This window comes from Streptomyces luteolifulvus (assembly GCF_008806595.1).
Taxonomy (GTDB): domain Bacteria; phylum Actinomycetota; class Actinomycetes; order Streptomycetales; family Streptomycetaceae; genus Streptomyces; species Streptomyces luteolifulvus.
Window position 1 is genome coordinate 1 of the sequence record NZ_VZRB01000073.1, and the last position, 14,239, is coordinate 14,239.

A 14,239-nucleotide genomic window follows, 5' to 3' on the forward strand; every position below is an offset into this window, starting at 1 on the left:
CCTGGCCGAGACCACCGGCATCTCTGAGAGCACGCTGTCCCGGCTGGAGAGCGGTGGGCGCAAACCCAACCTGGAACTGCTGCTCCCGCTCGCCCGCGCCTACGGCCTCCCCCTGGACGAACTCGTTGGCGCCCCGCAGACCGGTGATCCCCGCGTGCACCTGCGCCCCGTCACCCACGGCGGCATGACGTTCGTGCCGCTCACCCGCCGCGTCGGAGGCCTGCACGCCCACAAGCTCGTGATCCCTCCCAGCGCCGGCGAACCCGAGCTCAAGACCCACGAGGGCTACGAGTGGCCCTACGTCCTCAACGGCCGGCTGCGGCTCTTCCTCGGCGACCGCTCCCTGGTCCTGGATCCCGGCGAGGTGGCGGAGTTCGACACCCACCTCCCGCACTGGATGGGTCCGGCCGACGACCGACCGGTCGAACTCCTCGTCATCTTCGGTCAGCAGGGCGAGCGCGCCCACCTGCGCGCCCGCCCGTCCGGTCGCGAGCAGTCCGCGCCATGACGGCCCGGTCCGCCGCTACGGCTGCACGGAAGCCGCGGTGCCCTCGGACTGCGGCAGCGAGTCGAGACCGTGACGGCGCCCGCCCAGGACCCGTGCAGAGACCTCGGCCTCACAGGCCGCGCCGAACACATCAGCGGAGGCGGCCGACCTGCGGCGGGCCACGGCGGCATCGGTGTCCTCAACCACCAGGTCCGCGTTGATCGCCGCGGCGGCCTGCACCCCGGCCGCCTGCGCGGCCGGGACGGGGGCCATCAGGTCGGTGACGTTGCCGGCCACCCACACCCCCGGCGCCTCGGTCAGCCCGCTCCCGTCCGACGGCACGTACGCCCCCACCCCCATGAGATGCTCCACCGTGCCGAGCCCAAGGTCGGCCAGCACATCGCTGCGCGCCACCAACCGTGGTACGACGATCAGCGCCTCCACCGGCACCTGTCGGCCCGAGGCCAGCCGGACCCCCGCCAGCCGGTCCTCCGCCACGGCCAGACCGGCCACCTCGCCGTCGACCACCGCAACCCCGCGCGCCGCCAACCGCTCCCACTGATCCTCGGTCATGTCCTCGCCCGTGTGCAGGAACAGCGTCACGTGCGCCGACCACTGCCGGAACAGCAGCGCCTGATGCACCGCGACCGGGCTGCCGCCCAGCACACCGATCGAGGTGTCGCGCACCTCCCAGCCGTGGCAGTACGGGCAGTGCAGCACATCGCGCCCCCAGCGCTCCCGCAGCCCCGGCACCTCGGGGAGCTCGTCGACCAGGCCGGTCGTCACCAGCAGACGCCGCGCCCGGAAGCCGCGGCCACTCGCGGTCTCGACAGAGAACCCGCCCTCCACCCGCCGGGCCGCGACAGCCCGGTCGTACACGATCCGCCCGCCGTAGCCGGACACCTCCGCCCGGCCGGCGGCCAGCAACTCGAGCGGCGGCACACCGTCCCGGGACAACAGGCCGTGCGCGGCCTCGGCGGGGGCGTTGCGCGGTTCGCCGGAGTCGAGGACCAGTACGGAGCGACGGGCGCGGGCCAGGGTGAGCGCCCCGGACAGGCCGGCGGCACCTCCCCCGATCACAAGGACGTCCAGTTCGTCAGCAGCATTGTGTGGACTCATGCGCGCACCGTGCGCCTCACCCGCCGGGACCGCCAATATTCCTTGCCGGTCCGGCAAGAAACGTCCTGCGGCGTCGGCGGGGCGCGTGGACCGCGCGGCATCCGACTCGCGGCCCGCATGACGGCGCCGCAGCCGCAGCCAGTTCACAACACGGATCTGGCTCAGGCACGCGAGCTGCAGCTCGACGCCTTGGGCGGCGTACTCCGCCTCCTCAGGTACCTGTTGGGTGGTGTCGTAGACCGGAACCTCGATCCTTTCGCCTGTGTTCGAGTCGGTCTTCGTCCGGGTCCCGATCTGGATACCGAGGCGCATGAGCGCTCCTTGCGCGGAGCATGAGCAAACGATGACAGCGGGCGACTGGGCGTCTGGGGGCTGCTGTGCTGGGGGCATGAACAGCAAGCACAAGTCCCGTTCCCGTTCTCCTCACCGCATGGCCCGCTACGCCCTGAGCGCGGTCGCCGCAGTCGCTGCGCTCGGCCTCACCTTGGTCGGATGCGGCGAGAAGGGCCTCGGCACCAGGGACGAGGGGAAGAGCAAGCAGACGACGAGCACCGGTGCGAAGGTCCTTTGGCTGGGCGACTCCATTGCGGGCGCCCAGGCTCCCGCGCTGAACGCGGCCCTGAAGGCCAGTGGTGTGGAGTTCAAGGACTCCTCTTCGGACGGTGGGGGCACGATCGTCAATAGCGGCGAGGAGATTACACAGATGATTTCCGGCGCCACGTGGAAGCAACTGGGCAAGGACATCGAGTCGTTCCGTCCTACCGTGGTCGCCTACCAAGTCACCACGTACGACTGGGGGAGCCAGGATCAGCAGCGGGCTGCCTACGAGAAGGTCGTCGACACGGCCAAGGACGCCGGGGCCAAGGTGGTGATCGTTTCGTCCCCGCCCATCAAGATCGACGGGTTCTACAAGCAGCACGAGGCGCAGATGCGTACCGCTCCCAAGGCAGCCGCGGAAGTCGCCGGGAAGAACGATGGCACGGTGGCGTTCTTCGACGCTTCGCAGCTGTGGGGCACGGATGCCTCGGCTCAGAAGGCGCAGCGCGCCCCGGACGGGATCCACAACTGCCAGCAGGGAGCGGCCACTTTCGCCAAGTGGTTCACCGAGAAGCTCGGCAAGCAGGAGAGCTTCACGCCGGCGTCGGTGGACTCCTGGGCCCAGAAGTCCTGGACCGGCGACGAGCGGTACGGCAAGCTCCGCTGTGCCGCGTGACGCGGGCGGCCGACTTCATGCCTTCGCATCTTCCGTTGCCCGCGCCTGTGGGAGGCCGCCCGGTACCGGGCCGGCACCGGGCGGCGCACCCCAGCGGGGTGGGCCGTGCGCACATAGCCGCCCTTGATGGGCTGCGCGGGTTCGCGGTCGCGGCCGTGCTGCTCTTCCACGCCGGGCATCTGCGCGGCGGGTTTCTCGGAGTCGACCTGTTCTTCGTGCTCTCCGGGTTCCTGATCACCGGGTTGCTGGTCGGCGAGGCGACGAGGTGCGGCCGGATCGGCCTGGCCGCGTTCTGGGGCCGCCGAGCCCGCCGCCTGCTGCCCGCTCTCGTCTGTGTGGTGGTCGTGACCGTATTGGCCACGTGGGCGTGGGGGACCACGGAGCATCTGCGCTTCGCGCTCGACGACATGCCCTGGGTCGGGGCCCAGGCGGTCAACTGGCACTACATCACGGAGCAGATCGGCTACTGGAACTCCTCCGACACCCGCGTCTTCGCCCATTTGTGGAGCATTGGCGTGGAGTGGCAGTTCTACTTGGCCTGGCCGCTGGTGGTGGCAGTGGCCGCCCGGGGGCGGTGCGCTGAGCGGATCGTGGCCTCGCTCGCCGGTGTGGGTGCCCTGGTCTCCCTCGCTCTGACCGTCTCGCTTGGTGCCGCGGTGGACACCACCCGCGTCTACGAGGGCACCGACACCCGTGGCGCCGCCCTGCTGCTCGGGGCGCTCGCGGCCACCGCGCCGGTGCGGAACCTCGTGCGCCGAGTGCCGCGCCGCGCGGCCGACCCGGTGTGCCTGGTCCTGGGGTGCGGGCTGGCGGTGGCGTGGGCGGTGACCGGGGGAGAGGAGGAGCCCCTGCTCTTCCAGGGCGGGCTCTTTGTCCACTCTCTGACCGCGGCCGTGCTGATCGTCCTGACGGCCCAGGTGCCGGGCACCTGGGCGGCGCGGATTGTGGGCAGCCGCCTGCCGCGTGGCCTTGGACAGCTGTCGTACAGCCTGTATCTGTGGCACTGGCCGGTGTACCTGCTGCTGTTGCCGCGGCTGTCGGCGCTCGGGGGCTGGGGCGGGACCGTCGTCGCGATCGGGATCTCGCTGGTGGCCGCTGCGGTGACGAAGCGGTTCGTCGAGGATCCGGTGCGGTTCCGGGTGGGTTGGGCCCGTGCCGGCCGCGGTTTGATCGCAGTAGTCGCGCTGGCCCTGGCGGGAGCCGTCCTCTGGGCGGCGGTGCCCGAACCGGTCCCGGGGGCGGGCACGGTCGACGTCGACCAGTTGAGGTGACCTCCAGGACAATCAGTGCACACCACGCTCCTGCTCGCCCGTACAGTAGGCGACCCGTTCGGCAGCTCACGTAATGCCGGAACAACACGCTCACCGTGGAAAGGACCCCTGCATGACCCGTGTCCTGCTGATCGAGGACGATCCGGCCGTGCGCCGCGGTGTCGTCCTGGGCTTGTCCCGCAATGGGCACGAGACCGAGGCGGTCGGCACCGGCGAGGACGGCCTCGATGCCCTGGTTGCCTTCAAGCCCGACCTCGTGCTCCTCGATCTGATGCTCCCCGGCATGAGCGGGCTGGAAGTGTGCCGCCGCATCCGCGAGACCAGCCGGGTCCCCCTCGTGATCCTTTCCGCACGCGGCGACGACATCGACGTCGTGATCGGCCTCGAGGCGGGTGCCGACGACTACGTCGTCAAACCCGCCGGCGCCGCCGTCATCGAGGCCAGGATGCGCGCGGTACTGCGCCGCGTCGCCCCCGTCCAGACCGGCACCGGCACAGGCGCCGGACCGACTCAGGTGGGCGATCTTGAGATCGACCGCGACGCGCTGATCGTCCGCAAGCACGGCGAAGAACTCCCACTCGCTCCCTCCGAGTTGAAGCTGCTGCTCTTTCTCAGTGCTGCCCCGGAGCGGACCTTCAGCCGCCAGCAGCTGCTCGAGGACGTCTGGGAGCACAGCTACTACGGGGATGCCCGCCTGGTCGACGCCTGCGTGATGCGGTTGCGCGCCAAGATCGAAGAGGACCCGCGCCGCCCGGCGTACGTCCAGACCGTGCGCGGCTTCGGTTATCGCTTCGGCCCGCTGCCCGCATGAAGCTCGCCTTGCCCCCCGGCCTGCGCCCACGCCTGGTCGTCGCTTTCGTCCTCGTCGCCGCGCTCAGCGAGCTGATCACCGCCACGCTCACCTTCCGGCAGGCCCGCAGCGCGATCCTGGACCGCACCCAGAACGGCGCCGTCCACGATCTGCGCCTCCAGATCGACTCGCTCGCCCCCGACCTTCCGACCAACCCCACCGACACCGACCTGCGCATCTTCGCGCGCCAGCTGGACCGTGCCTCGGGCTCGCGCGGCTGGCACACGGGCGTTTCCCGCGATGGCGGGCCACTCATAGGCACCGCGGGCGACGTCAGCAACGCCCTGCGCGACGCGACAAAGAGCGGCGACACCACCTTCTACGAGCGCGTGGAGCATGCCGACGGGCACCGACTGCGTATCGGCATGCCGATCAATTACACCGGCCGGGGCAAGGAGGCGGGGAAACCGTCGGGGCTGGTCGTCTACGCCGTTCTGCCGCTGGACGGTGAACGGGCCGACATCTCCGCTCTGGTCAACGCGGCCTGGGCGGGCGCCGTCCCGGCGCTCGCCTTCGCCGTCGTGTCCGCCCTGTTCGCGGCCCGCCGGGTGCTGCGTCCTGTACGGCAGCTGCGTACGGCCGCCGAGAAGATCACCTCGGGCGCCTTGGACACGCGCCTGGACGTCGTCGGCAAGGACGAACTCACCACGCTGACCGGCACGTTCAACACCATGGCGGCTGCACTCGAGCGGGACGACGCCAAGCTGCGGCGCATGGAGGCCAACGCCCGCCGGTTCGCCGCAGACGTCTCGCACGAACTGCGGACCCCGCTCGCCGCGATGGCCGCCGTCACCGACGCCCTCGACGAGGACGCCCGCTCCGGCACGCTGCCTCCGGACACCGCCGACGCGCTCCTCCTCGTCAGCGACGAGACCCGCAAGCTGGCCGGAATGATTGAGGACTTGATGGAAATCTCCCGCTTCGACGCGGGGGCAGCGGTGTTGCACCTGGACGACGTGAGTCTGCGCACCGTCGTCCACAAGACGCTTCACCTGCGCGGCTGGCGCGAGCCGGACGAGGTGATCACCGAACTTCCCGGGGATGATCCTCGTGTCCGGGTCGACGCGCGGCGCATCGACGTCGTCCTCGCCAACCTGATCGGCAACGCGCTGCGGCACGGCGCCGCTCCCGTCACTCTCCGGGCGACTGCCACGCAGGAGTCCCTTGTGATCGATGTCGCCGACGACGGCCCCGGCATCCCCGAGGAGGTCCTGCCGCATGTCTTCGACCGCTTCTACAAGGCGGACGCCGCGCGGGCCCGATCCGAGGGCAGCGGCCTCGGACTCGCCATCGCGATGGAAAACGTACGACTCCACCACGGCACCCTGACCGCCGCCAACCTCCCGGACAACGGCGCGGTGTTCACCATCACACTCCCGCGCACGCTCCGGCAGGAGGACCAGCCATGAAGCGCCAACTCACCTGTCTCATAGCCTTTTTGGGTGTGCTGTCGACAGGCTGCGGCATTGGCTCCACCGGCCCCGTCCGAGCCGGCGGCCCGGCGTCCGGCCTTCGCGAACCGGGATCCGCGACCCACTATGCCCAGCTCTACTTCGTCAGCTCGTACGGCATCCAGCCCGCCAGCCGCGAGGTCGACACCCCCGCAACCCCGCAACAGGCACTCGACCTGCTCCTCAAGGGGCCCGACGCCGCCGAACGCGCCCGCGGCCTGATCACCGAGGTCCCCCTGATGGACGGGCGGCTGGTCGCGCAGGCCGCCGACGGCGCCGTGGATCTGCACCTCCCCGTGCCTGTGGCGAACATGACCGGCGGTGGCGGCCTCGGGCTCAGCCAGATCATCTGCACCGCGGCCAACGCCCAGGCGGCCGACGGCAAACAACTTTCCGACGTGGAGGTACGGGTCTACGAGGAGGGCTTCGGGACGCCCTGGACCATCCGCTGTAACGAGGCGGGAAACGTCGTACCCGTGCCTGAACCTGCCACGAGTCAGGGGGCCACAAGGTAGCAGGTGGAACCACGGTCGGCACGTCGCAATAATTCCCGAGGACGTGCCCCTGCACCGTGCCGGAACCCGACGCTCACTTCCCCCGTCCACTCAACCCCATCCTGCACGATGTGACCCACCCGCCGCAGGCATCTGAAACCCGACCTCAAGTCCCACTCAACACGCCGTTCACAATCGCCGACCGAGTCGTTACCACGACAAGACCGAACAGGGACTGCCGGAGCTCTCCTGCGCCACCTGTGGGGTGAGTTCCCCACACAGCACGAGCCGCTGCGCAAGTGGGCCACCGACGTTGCCGCGGACCGCGGCATCCCCGAAGAAGACGCCCGGCTGGTCACTCGCGCACTGCTCCGGCTGGCGGTGCACCGCCACGACAGGTCCATCCCCTTTCCAGGCGCGTCGGGTGGACGATGCCGCGGCTGGCCGGTGGAGCCAAGCTGACCGTTAGTTACACCCCGTCGGCCGGCGTCGACTCGCTCGGGGCTCTCGTCCGTGGTCTGGGCGGCGTCGTATCCGGGGATCCCGCCGAGTGCGTGCCCCGCGTCGAACAGGGTGAGCAGGGTCTTGGGGCTGGGGCCGAGGGTGTAAGGGTCGGCGTGCCAGTTCGGCCCCATGTCGGTGAAGTGGCGGGAGTCGTCCTTGTCGCCGGCGACGACCAGCGTGCATCGGACGCGACAGCGACCCCCGCTACAACCCCCGACGACTGATCGACCTGCTCCTGCAGGGATTGCAGCGGCCTCAGGCGTCGTGACGTCGACGGCGTGTTCGCTCCCTCGGTGAGTCAACGCAGTCGGCGACTGCATCGCTGGATTCACTGCTGTTGCCACCGGAACCCTGAGCTTGGGCCCGTTGCTGCGGACCTCGCGCGAGAACATGCACGAACAGGACCGCCATGACCGCTGCGCCTGCCCACATGGCCTGCTGCCAGCCGTTGACGAAGGACTCCTGGGCGGCTCGGGTCAGTGCCTGCGCCTGTGGGCCGGCCCCGTCGGCCGCTGTGAGGGCGTTGGCGACGCCCGCGCGTGCGGTGTCGGCGGCGTCGTCGGGCACTCCGTCCAGCCGGGAGTCGATGGCGCGGCGGTAGCCGGCGGTCAGTACCGCTCCGAGCAGCGCGACACCGAGCGCCGTGCCGAACTCCCGGGTGACGTCGTTGAGAGCGGACGCGACACCTTGACGCTCACGCGGCAAGGCGGTGGTGATGGCCTCGGTGGAGGGCGTCATCGTCAAACCCATACCGAGTCCCATGGCCAGCATGCCAGGGAGGATCGACACGTAGCCGCCGTCGACGGAGACGAAGCCGGCCATGAGGACCAGGCCCGCGCCGCCCAGGAAGATCCCTGAGGCCATCGTCGAACGGCTGCCGATGCGCGCGGCCACGTGCGGGGCGAGGCCGGAGGCGAACATCATCAGCAGCGCCATCGGCATGAGCGCCAGGGTGGAGCGAAGGCCGGACCAGCCGAGCACGGCCTGGAAGTACGGGAAGAGGACCACGAAGATTCCTGCCTGCACACCGAAGACCGTCAAGAGCGACGCGGAACCGCTCGCGAGACCTCGCTCGCGGAACAGGCGGACATCGAGGAGTGGAGCCTGCCGGCGCAGCTCCCATGCCACGAATCCGACAGCGGCGATGGCGCCGACGAGGAGGCTCAGCAGCGTCGCGGGCGCGGTCCAGCCTTTTCCGGGGCCCTCGTGGAGGAAGAAGACGAGCCCGGCCACGGCGACCACGGACGAGAGGGAACCGATGGCGTCGAACCCGTGCTCTGATGCCTCGCGCGAGTTCGGGACGGAGCGCAGCGCCATCACGAGGGCGACGACGACGAGCACGACCGGCAGGACGAAGAGCCACCGCCAGGTCGCCAGGTCGACCAGGACGGCGGACAAGTACATCCCCAGGATGCCTCCACCGCCGGCGACGCCGGTCCACACGCCGATCGCCTTGGAGCGTTCCTGGTCCGGGAAGGTCGCGGTGATGACGGCGAGGGTGACCGGCATGATCATCGCTGCGCCCACGCCGCTCAGGAAACGCGCGGCGAGCATGATCTCGGACGAAGGGGCAAGGCCGGCCGCCGCACTCGCCGTTCCGAAGACGAGCAGCCCTGCGATCAGTACCGGCCTGCGGCCCCACCGGTCGCCCAACGCGCCGAGCGGCAGGAGCAACGCGGCCAGACTGATGGTGTAGAGGTTGATGAACCACAAGACCTCGGATTGCGAGGCGCCGAACGCGACGGCGAGCTCCGGCTGGGCGACGTTCAGCCCGGACACCGAAGCGATGACCGCCATCAGCGCGATGCAGACCCCGACCAAGATCGTACGTCGTTGTCGGGGATCCTGGATGGCCGGATCGGGGGCTCCCGCGACTGAGGACCGGTTCGTACTCATGGGGTTGTGCATGGAATTCCTTCCGGGAAGGCATGGGGAACCGGCGCCGGAGCAGCGGGTGCTGGTGCTGGTGCTGACGGATGCTGTGATTACCGGCGTCGGGTGGCGCGCACGGCGACGTTGTGGAGGCGTGCCGCTCGGCCCCCGTGACCGCTCAGCGTGCGCAGGTGCTCTTCGGCGGTGACGATCTCCCACTCCGTGCCGTCCAGGCGCGCGGCCATGGGCGCGGAGGTGGCCGACGCTTCGGCAGGAGGGCGGTGCCCGCGGCCGGTGGAGCCCGGGGTGTGCAGGTGCCCCACGATGAGCAGCGTGCCGCCGGCAGCGAGAGCCAGGGCCTCGGACGAGATGTCGGCTGCGGTGACATGCCGGCCGTGGGACGAGCCAGATCGCCTCGGCACCGCCGCCGCACCCCGCATCCAGTGCCGTACCCGGTGTCACGCCGCTGGTCTCACAAGCGAGGTACGGGTTCGGCGGGTTGCCGCCCAAGGATCCCGGACCCCCGGGCCCCTGTTGCCAGTGCCGCTCCCAGAAGTCGCTGTCGAATCCGTGCGTCATAGGTCGCCCCCATCGTTCGCGATGATCTCTCCGCCGAAGCCGGTGACCTTGTCGCGCCCACGTGCTGACAGCTCCGCCGGGCTCACCCGCGCCGACAGATCGCGCCCCCCTCTGCGGGTGCGTTCCTCGGTTCGTTCTTCATCGTGCTGAGAGAGAAGGCGGATGCGCAAACATTGTTGCCAAACGGCAAAATGGGGGGATGAGCGAAGCCATCAACCGCACTCTTGACACTGTCGGGCCGAGGCTGAAACGCCTTCGGCTGCACCGAGACATCACGCTCGCCGACCTCGCGGAGGAGACCGGCATCTCCACCAGCACCCTGTCCCGACTCGAGGCGGGCTTGCGACGTCCGACGCTCGAACAGCTGCTTCCGCTGGCTCGCGCCTACGGGGTCACACTCGACGAGCTCGTCGAGGCGCCGCCGACCGGCGACCCCCGCATCAATCTGCGCCCCATCCCCTGCAGCGACGGCTCGGTCATCCTGCCGCTGACCCGTAGGCCCGGAGGAATCCAGGCCTACAAGTTCATCCTCCCGACCGGAAGCGACGACGCCGAACCAGACCTGCGCACCCACCAGGGCTACGACTGGGTCTATGTCCTGAACGGAACGCTCCGCCTTGTCCTCGGGGAACACGACCTCATCCTCGGGCCCGGGGAGGCCGCGGAGTTCGACACGCGCACCCCGCACTGGTTCGGGGCCACGGGCGCCGGTCCCGTCGAGTACCTGAGTCTCATCGGGAAACAAGGCGAACGTGCGCACGTCCGTGCAGCACCGAGCCACGGCCCGGCCGAGTAGGAATGCTCACAGACCTCACGAGAGGTAGCGATCCCGGGAACCTGGGTGCCGTTGTCGAATGGCGAACCGGATGACAGCAGTTCAACGTGAGGCTCGGGCCGGGCGTAGCGTTCCAGGGCCGTACGCAGGCGTGTTGGGAGCGGGCCGGCAGCATCGGTGTCGCGGTGCCGTCCTCCGCGTCGTGGGTGAGCGCGCCGTGGCGGAGGCGGTGGAGGGTCCAGCCCTCCAGGCTGTCGAAGTCGTCGAGGCCGGCGAGGGGTTGGCCAGGAGTCGGGTGCTCTACTCGAAGATCTCCTCGGTGCGGCGGCGGGACGGGAGCGAGTTCCACGACAAGGTCCGCGCCAGGGGCAGTACCCCGTACAGCGAACAGCGCCTGCGCAAGCAGGTCCGCCGGCTCAAGGAACTACGGGCTGCCGACGTGGAGGAGATCGCCCAGCTCAAGGCCGACGTCGAAGCCCTCGTCGGTGCCCTGCACCAGGCGACAGCCGAGAACCAACTCCTGCGCCAGCAGCTGACAGATCGGTGAGAAGCCGGCACGTCCCCCCTTCTGGCGGACGGTGTTCGCCGTGGCCGGCTGCGACGCTACCGCAGAGAGTCACTCGCCTCGGCTCCAAGGACGTTCAGAAGAGCCAGAGCGTCCGCGCCAGGGGATCCTGGCGGCGCGGTGTAGAGCACGAGGCACTGGTCGCGGTCGGTGAGCGTGAGCTTGTCGCAGTCGACGGTGATCTCCCCGACGGCCGGGTGACGGAAGGTCTTGGTGAGCATCGGTGCCGGCTCTACGTCGTGCCGCTCCCAGAGCCGGGCGAAGTCGGGGCTGGCGTTGCGCAGCTCGTCGACGAGGCCGGTCACCGCGGGATCGGTGGGGTAGCGGGCGAGGGTGGCGTGGAGTTCCATGACGACTTGGTGGCGGAACTCTGTGGCGTCGGAGATCCCGTACAGCGTCGCATCAGGTCGCTGCGGTCCGAGAAACGCCCGGCGCGCGAGATTGCGGTCCCTGGGGGCGAGCGGTGCGAAGTCCTCCATGAGCGCGGCTGCAAGGTGGTTCCAGGCGAGCACCTCGAATGCGGCGGACATCACGAAGGCGGCCGTCTGCGGCAGCCGCTCAAGCAGGGCGAGGATGCTGGGGCGCACTTCGCGCCGGTGCAGCCGGGCACGGGTCGGCGCGGTACCCGCGAGGACGTGGAGGTGGTCGCTCTCGGCCTCGGTGAGCCGCAGCGCACCTGCGATCCCGGAGAGGACCTCGCCCGACGGCCGTGGCGCCCTTCCCTGTTCGAGCCGGATGTAGTACTCCGTGGAGATGTGCGCGAGGACCGCGGCCTCCTCGCGGCGCAGACCCGGTGTCCGGCGTCGCGGTCCGGAGGCAAGGCCCACGTCCTGCGGCCTGAGCCGCTCCCGACGGCTGCGGAGGAACGCCCCGAGCTCCTGTTTGTCCATATGCCAAGTGTGGACGCGGCCCTGCGGCGGATCCTGGTACTGCCTGTGCCTGTATCCGGTCCGGACGCGGCCGGACGCTGTTGCCATGACGAACAGCACGAACAACACCAACAGCATCGACATCGCACGCATCGGCCTGCTCACCGGCAAGGTCGTATTCGTCACCGGCGCCAGCCGCGGCATAGGGGCGGCCGCCGCCCGGCTCTTCGCCTCCGAGGGCGCCGCCGTCGTGCTGGCCGCCCGCAGCACCGACGCCCTCGACCGCATCGTCACCGAGATCCGCGCTGATGGCGGCGTCGCCGACGCCGTCACCCTGGACCTCGCCGACAGCGCGAGCATCCGCGCCGCCATCGACCACATCGAAAAGCTGCACGGACGGCTGGACGGCGCCTTCAACAACGGCGCGGTCCCCCAGCAGCAGTTCGGCCCGGTCGATACCACCAGCGACGAGGACATCGACGAGCAGTTCGCCGTGAACTTCCGCTCGCACTGGACCGCCATGACCGCCGAGGCCGCGCTCATGCGACAGGGCGGCGGCGGGGCGATCGTCAACACATCGAGTATCGGCAGCCGCCGCGCGAACCCCGCCCTGCCCGCATACGGCGCCATGAAGCGCGCGCTCAACAGCCTCACCGAGACAGCCGCGGTGAACTGGGCCGGTGAGCGTATCCGGGTCAACGGCATCACCCCCGGCGGCACCTCCACGGAGATGATCGACGCCTGGGAAGCGGCGACTCCCGGTATCGTCGAGCAGATGACCGCGACGATCCCGCTCGGCCGGATGGCCGAGCCCCGGCAGATCGCCGAGGCGGCCGCGTGGCTGCTCAGCGACCGGGCCTCGTACGTCACCGGCGCGATCCTGCCGGTCGACGGCGGCGCCGGCGCCTGAACACAGAGTTCACCGGCCGGAACCTCGACAAACTCCCGCCCGCGCGGGTCGGTTCTGCATCTGGCGGTTCCCCGGGCACAACCACTGGTGGCTGGCCAACCCCCTCTCACTGTCGGCGGCGCCCCACGGACAGGGATTGCGCCTCACGGTGAAGGCAGTGGGCAGCACCAGCGCTGGCCTGCGGAAGGTCCCGGTCGGCAGCCGCGCCTTCGTCGAGGGACCGTACGGGCGTTCACCTCGCTGCACCGGATCCGGCCAGGCGCGCTGCTGATCGCCCGAGGCGTGGGGTTCCGGCTCATGCGGGCCATGCTGGAGGAGCAGACGACCGGCGACGTCGTCGTGCTGTACCGGTGCGCAGCGAGGCTGACGCCGTGCTGCTGAACGAGGTGCGCTACCTGGTCGCGCTCCGGGGTGGCCGGTTGCACCTGCTCACCGGGAGGAACGGCGAAGGCGGCGCCCCGACGTTCGGCCCGGGCAGCCTGCACCGCCTGGTCCCCGACATCACTGAACGCGACGTGTACGTCTGCGGCCCGCCCGCCTGACCAGGGCCGTGCTCTCCGGCCTGCAAGACCTACAGGTCCCCGCGCGACAGGTGCACGCCGAGAGATTCGGTTTGGCCTGACCCGGAAAGGCGGCCATCGTCCGGCCCTGTGCGTCGAGGCCCGCTGCAGGCCGAGCAGCACCCGTCGCGACAGGCACAGATCGGCGACGGGGCCGAAGCGCGGACCCGCTGTCGTCGGTGCCGCGGAACAACGGGTCACGATGACGTGCGCAGCCCTTTCAGACGGTGGATGTGGATCTGCCCACTCCTGGTCAATCGACGTGTCCACGCGCCGACGGCCCCAATGGCCGGTGAACTGACCCGCGACGATTTCGTCGTCACCGACGAGTCCGAGTCCTCCGTGCCGCTGACCGGGGGAAGTCGGCGCCGACGGGCTGTTGGAGTGCTGTACGAGGAGTTCGAGCCCGTCTATGTTGACGTCGGACCAGCGCAGCGCTCACGTCCCGCCCCGCCGGGAGCCGGTCGAGTACGTCGTGAATGAGGGGCCGCCTCTTTGGGAGTCGGCGGCTCCGCCAGATGGAGGCCGGCGGCGCCTTCACCCAGGAGAACGGCGAGATGTTCCACCCCTCCCACGTCACATGGCGGGTCGTCGACCTGTACTAGATGATCTATTCCAAGGGGTGCCCGTAGAGACGTGAACGAGGGTGTCCAAGATCGTTGTGTGACGAACAACCTGGACACCCTCGCGACCGCACTCTACGTGAGAACCGACGACCTG

General features: G+C 69.9%; 14 protein-coding genes and 1 pseudogene. 10 read left to right on the top strand and 5 right to left on the bottom strand.

What is annotated here, in order from left to right:
- On the top strand, window positions 1-508 hold a 508-nt coding region (locus tag F7R91_RS41065; protein WP_150958892.1), incomplete at its 5' end, for a helix-turn-helix domain-containing protein.
- Between the two features lie 15 nt (window positions 509-523).
- Here F7R91_RS41065 and F7R91_RS41070 read toward each other — a convergent pair.
- Window positions 524-1,606 carry an NAD(P)/FAD-dependent oxidoreductase gene (locus F7R91_RS41070; RefSeq protein WP_150958894.1) on the bottom strand — a complete coding sequence of 361 codons (1,083 nt, stop codon included), beginning with the start codon at window positions 1,604-1,606 and terminating at the stop codon, window positions 524-526.
- A 388-nt stretch (window positions 1,607-1,994) separates the two neighbouring features.
- On the opposite strand from F7R91_RS41070, the gene F7R91_RS41075 reads away from it, so the two are divergent.
- The 5 genes from F7R91_RS41075 to F7R91_RS41095 all read left to right on the top strand — a co-directional run bounded on the left by F7R91_RS41075 (window position 1,995) and on the right by F7R91_RS41095 (window position 6,906).
- Entirely contained in the window at window positions 1,995-2,819 is an 825-nt protein-coding gene (locus F7R91_RS41075) for an SGNH/GDSL hydrolase family protein (RefSeq protein WP_150958896.1), read from the top strand.
- Between the two features lie 113 nt (window positions 2,820-2,932).
- Window positions 2,933-4,090: an acyltransferase family protein gene (locus F7R91_RS41080; protein WP_408056103.1), complete on the top strand. Its 1,158-nt coding sequence runs from the start codon at window positions 2,933-2,935 to the stop codon at window positions 4,088-4,090.
- Window positions 4,091-4,202: 112 nt separating this feature from the next.
- Window positions 4,203-4,901 (top strand): response regulator transcription factor, encoded by a 699-nt coding sequence (locus tag F7R91_RS41085; protein ID WP_150958900.1) that lies wholly within the window; start codon window positions 4,203-4,205, stop codon window positions 4,899-4,901.
- The gene (locus F7R91_RS41090; protein WP_150958902.1) at window positions 4,898-6,349 is read left to right on the top strand and encodes a sensor histidine kinase; all 1,452 of its coding nucleotides are present in this window, start codon (window positions 4,898-4,900) and stop codon (window positions 6,347-6,349) included. The genes F7R91_RS41085 and F7R91_RS41090 overlap by 4 nt, the downstream gene beginning before the upstream one ends.
- On the top strand, window positions 6,346-6,906 hold the full coding sequence (locus F7R91_RS41095; RefSeq protein ID WP_150958904.1) for a GerMN domain-containing protein: 561 nt from the start codon (window positions 6,346-6,348) through the stop codon (window positions 6,904-6,906). Before F7R91_RS41090 ends, F7R91_RS41095 begins: the two co-directional genes overlap by 4 nt.
- Window positions 6,907-7,370: 464 nt before the next feature.
- On the opposite strand, the pseudogene F7R91_RS43605 reads toward F7R91_RS41095, so the two are convergent.
- From F7R91_RS43605 to F7R91_RS41115, 3 genes and pseudogenes are all read right to left on the bottom strand, one after another.
- A pseudogene (locus F7R91_RS43605) lies at window positions 7,371-7,565 on the bottom strand (chlorophyllase); the annotation flags it as partial.
- A 79-nt stretch (window positions 7,566-7,644) separates the two neighbouring features.
- Entirely contained in the window at window positions 7,645-9,186 is a 1,542-nt protein-coding gene (locus tag F7R91_RS41110) for an MFS transporter (protein ID WP_331000739.1), read from the bottom strand.
- 188 nt (window positions 9,187-9,374) lie between these two features.
- Window positions 9,375-9,683 carry a hypothetical protein gene (locus F7R91_RS41115; protein WP_225321123.1) on the bottom strand — a complete coding sequence of 103 codons (309 nt, stop codon included), beginning with the start codon at window positions 9,681-9,683 and terminating at the stop codon, window positions 9,375-9,377.
- 356 nt (window positions 9,684-10,039) lie between these two features.
- On the opposite strand from F7R91_RS41115, the gene F7R91_RS41120 reads away from it, so the two are divergent.
- Window positions 10,040-10,636, top strand: coding sequence for a helix-turn-helix domain-containing protein (locus F7R91_RS41120; protein WP_150958908.1), 597 nt, complete (start codon window positions 10,040-10,042; stop codon window positions 10,634-10,636).
- A gap of 181 nt (window positions 10,637-10,817) precedes the next feature.
- Window positions 10,818-11,162, top strand: a complete 345-nt coding sequence (locus tag F7R91_RS41130) for a hypothetical protein (protein WP_191971888.1) — start codon at window positions 10,818-10,820, stop codon at window positions 11,160-11,162.
- 56 nt (window positions 11,163-11,218) lie between these two features.
- On the opposite strand, the gene F7R91_RS41135 is transcribed toward F7R91_RS41130, so the two are convergent.
- Window positions 11,219-12,070 carry a helix-turn-helix transcriptional regulator gene (locus F7R91_RS41135; protein WP_150958912.1) on the bottom strand — a complete coding sequence of 284 codons (852 nt, stop codon included), beginning with the start codon at window positions 12,068-12,070 and terminating at the stop codon, window positions 11,219-11,221.
- Between the two features lie 85 nt (window positions 12,071-12,155).
- On the opposite strand from F7R91_RS41135, the gene F7R91_RS41140 reads away from it, so the two are divergent.
- The gene (locus F7R91_RS41140; protein WP_150958914.1) at window positions 12,156-12,959 is read left to right on the top strand and encodes an SDR family NAD(P)-dependent oxidoreductase; all 804 of its coding nucleotides are present in this window, start codon (window positions 12,156-12,158) and stop codon (window positions 12,957-12,959) included.
- A 350-nt stretch (window positions 12,960-13,309) separates the two neighbouring features.
- On the top strand, window positions 13,310-13,501 hold the full coding sequence (locus F7R91_RS43610; RefSeq protein WP_225321124.1) for a hypothetical protein: 192 nt from the start codon (window positions 13,310-13,312) through the stop codon (window positions 13,499-13,501).
- The last annotated feature ends 738 nt before the right edge of the window (window positions 13,502-14,239 follow it).